This is a genomic window from Hespellia stercorisuis DSM 15480 (assembly GCF_900142165.1).
In the GTDB taxonomy this organism is placed as follows: domain Bacteria; phylum Bacillota; class Clostridia; order Lachnospirales; family Lachnospiraceae; genus Hespellia; species Hespellia stercorisuis.
The window spans coordinates 1-3,242 of the sequence record NZ_FQZY01000128.1 but is presented as its reverse complement, the minus strand read 5'-3'; the positions used below and the strand labels follow the sequence as shown (position 1 = coordinate 3,242).

Genomic DNA, 3,242 nt, shown 5'->3' with positions numbered 1-3,242 from the left:
CCAATTACCGAAATAATATCGCAAAACAGGTTTTAAAAATTCTCTGTTTTGTACAAAAATTAATTAGTTCCCCAAGGGGGTTCTGAACAGTTACTGTGTTTTTTATTTTTCAATACTCTCTCCTCTCATAAAAAAAGGGGAGCAGATTTTTCACCTACTCCCCTTTACCCCAACACAAGGAACATCGTTAACCCGCAATAGAACGGAACGTACGGACACCAAAGCTGATAACCATAAGTGCGCCAACAATACCAAGCGCAACAGGAGCAACCGAACCAATGTTAGTTGTAATCTGACCGCCGATGTTGGTAAGTGCATCAACAACGGCTTTACTTAAAGCAGTGTAATCCATGGACATTTCCCCCTTTCATAGTTTTTATATTAACTGTGGAATAAACGCAAAGCCGACCTGATACCAAGACCAAGAAAGCACGAAAATCCCACAATAAATATCCCAGAAAATATTCCCCTTACTAAATAATCTATAACTGTAGTTGTAAACTCGTTAAATTCCATATGTTACCCCATTTCATCAAAAAATGCTTTTACAGCAAGCCCCCCAAACAAAAGACCAAGTGAAACCAAAACAAAAACGGAAATAACTGTTAAATGCGTCAACTGTGTTTCTACATGTTGCTGATATAAAAGAGTAGTGCTATAAAAAGTATCAGGGCTGACAGTTCCATCAACAGTGATATCGGATTTAGAATCATCCAAATTGGAAGAAGTATTGGATTCAGATTCAGAAATGGAATCAGCATTCTTATCACTACTTTCTATATTTTCTATACTATCCTTAGAATCTTCCTTTTCTGCTATGTCAGCAGACGGAGAAGAAGGTAGATTTTCTGTGCTATTCTTTTCAATTGAAATAGTATTGTTTTCATTCATGAAATACTCCCTTTTATAAAAATGCTTTGTGTACCATTCCGTTACCCCTAAAACAAAGATTTTTGGGAGCGGCTACCCGCACCCGAGCAAAAATCTTTCTCCCCTATGCCCATCTCCCACAGGGGAAACTTCTTTGTTCAGGGTGGAGGGAATCCACAACCACCCCGAACCACACAAACTGAGGGGTAAAAAATGTAAACAAGCCCGTGCCATGAGGTGTCTTATCAACATGGCGGAAGAAAAGAGCGCTCCAACCATGGCACGAATTAAGCAAGTTGGGTAAACAACCCCTACGGGGTTCGCGGGTCTTGCTAAAGAACAGCGCAACCCACGTTGACCGCCGGAGGTGTTGGGAAGTTCGGACGTCCGAACTTTTTGCTACTAAAACGGTAAGACGGATTCTACGAACTTCGCATGAAGACAATCCGCTTCACCTTGGTCGAGAACGCCGGATACCACAAATCCATCAATCACGCCATTCACATAATGGAAATTCGAAGAATCGGAAAAAGTGATATTCACTCTGCTTAGAATGGTCATGAGGACGTCAAAAGCTGTCATATTTTCCACCTGCTTTCTACTTTGCATTTGCATGCTGTGGTTTCGCATTGTCAAAGATAGTCTCAAGCTTAATTTTCTGATTCTGATAACTCGTGTTGACACCGGCTGTGAATATGTAAGATTTATCTTCCTGGACCTTACCGAAAAGGTCTTCTGTACAGCCGATTTCGTCCAGATCGTTGCCAATTTTAAGCCCGAGAACATAACTAATACCTTTACGCCCATTCATGTCATACTCACTGGATTTTTTGGTGATAACCTTTGCTTCTTGTGTCATGATTAAATTTAATTTCATTGTTTTTTCCTCTTTTCTTTCCTGTGCATCACGTGCACGAACTTTATGTTTTATTGTTACGTTAGATTTATTTGAGAGGGTTTCCCCTCCGAAGAGGGGAACGCCTTTACTCACGTTATCAATATTTTGTCAGAGACTACCACTCAAGGCAGACGGTAATTTTGGGACGAATATCTTTGTTCGTATTCTTAAAATCGATATAGGTATCGTTTAAGACGGTAGTGTTCTGATCCAGTTTTTTCTTAAAGTCATTGACATTGGGGCACTCAAAGACCATCATGCGATTGGTTTCCTTAATAATTGTTTCAATGTCGTTGTCTTCAGGAACGTTGAGAATGTCTCCATCTTCCAAGTTACCGGAATCGCTGTGGGTTTCCTCGTCAATCGTGTTCGCATCGTCTTCCAATTCATCCTCTGCGGACTGGGAATCACACAATGCACGGTATTCCCTAATTTCACGAATAGTCATGTCCGGTTTAACCATTGCCCTCTGTTCGTCCGTCATGGACAACATGAGAATCAGCTGAGAAGACTTGAAATTTTGATACTGCTCTTGAAGTCCGGTATAGTCACCTGTTTCTTTGTCCCAATGTCCGAATTTGTCCACGATGTTAATGTAGTTGTTGCATGTTCCACGGGACAGGTTATACTTTTCCTGTGCGAGTTCGTAAATGTTCTTGAAACCGTCAATCTCGAAAAGCTTATCTTTGTAAAGAGCATGTACCTTGAAAGCAATCGCAAGGTAGGACTTTTCCACTTTATTAAGTTCCGTGTCGATTGATTTTAAGATACGGTTGTACTTCTGTTTATCAGCCTTTGAAAAGAGCGTTACTGCGTTATCGCTCGCGCTGATGATTTCCTGTTTTACTTTTTCGGTTGTTTGCTTGAATTGTTTTGCCATGTTTTAACCCTCCTGTTTACATTTGTTCTATTGTTCCTATGGATTATTTGCTTTACATTACTTTTGTAGTTATCCCATAATCGCCGTTAACGTATATTCTGCAATATGAAATACTTTTAAACTCGCCACGTGATTTCATATCCTGTATGTAGAAACTCTAATACCTTATAGCGTTTTTTCTGTGCTACGATACCAAGCAACTAATTGCCGGAGTCTGACGATATATTCAAAATTTGAAATAATCCCGAATTGATTCATATAGAATAAATTGTAAGAAATCATTAAGTAACAATCGGATAATTCGTCAAGACTATCGAAATCTTTTTTTGTCATACGATAATTGTCAATAAGTTCAACGTGTTCAATACAATCTGCGATTCGATTCAATTTAATGTCTGCCATTTTAAAACCCTCTTTCTTGTGTGTGAAAAGTTCGGACGTCCGAACTTTTTGTTGTATTTACTTGTTTCCTAACCTCTAATTACATTTTACAACTTTCAATGGCGATGCCGAATGATCGCACGGAGATTGGTAAACGCGATAAAGTTCTCCTGTCAACAATGTACGGGGCAGGCACACGCTGTGATGAAACCT

At 39.6% G+C, this 3,242-nt stretch carries 6 protein-coding genes; all 6 read right to left on the bottom strand.

Features of this window, described 5'->3' with window-relative positions; genetic code table 11:
• Positions 1-187: 187 nt before the first annotated feature.
• The 6 genes from BUB85_RS21650 to BUB85_RS20585 all read right to left on the bottom strand — a co-directional run bounded on the left by BUB85_RS21650 (position 188) and on the right by BUB85_RS20585 (position 3,050).
• Positions 188-352, bottom strand: coding sequence for a hypothetical protein (locus tag BUB85_RS21650; protein ID WP_159434693.1), 165 nt, complete (start codon positions 350-352; stop codon positions 188-190).
• Between the two features lie 167 nt (positions 353-519).
• Positions 520-891: a hypothetical protein gene (locus BUB85_RS20605; RefSeq protein ID WP_073113342.1), complete on the bottom strand. Its 372-nt coding sequence runs from the start codon at positions 889-891 to the stop codon at positions 520-522.
• 381 nt (positions 892-1,272) lie between these two features.
• The gene (locus tag BUB85_RS20600; RefSeq protein WP_073113341.1) at positions 1,273-1,452 is read right to left on the bottom strand and encodes a hypothetical protein; all 180 of its coding nucleotides are present in this window, start codon (positions 1,450-1,452) and stop codon (positions 1,273-1,275) included.
• A gap of 16 nt (positions 1,453-1,468) precedes the next feature.
• On the bottom strand, positions 1,469-1,747 hold the full coding sequence (locus tag BUB85_RS20595) for a hypothetical protein (RefSeq protein WP_073113340.1): 279 nt from the start codon (positions 1,745-1,747) through the stop codon (positions 1,469-1,471).
• A gap of 136 nt (positions 1,748-1,883) precedes the next feature.
• Positions 1,884-2,648, bottom strand: a complete 765-nt coding sequence (locus BUB85_RS20590; protein WP_073113339.1) for a hypothetical protein — start codon at positions 2,646-2,648, stop codon at positions 1,884-1,886.
• Positions 2,649-2,813: 165 nt separating this feature from the next.
• The gene (locus BUB85_RS20585) at positions 2,814-3,050 is read right to left on the bottom strand and encodes a hypothetical protein (RefSeq protein ID WP_073113338.1); all 237 of its coding nucleotides are present in this window, start codon (positions 3,048-3,050) and stop codon (positions 2,814-2,816) included.
• Between the last annotated feature and the right edge of the window lie 192 nt (positions 3,051-3,242).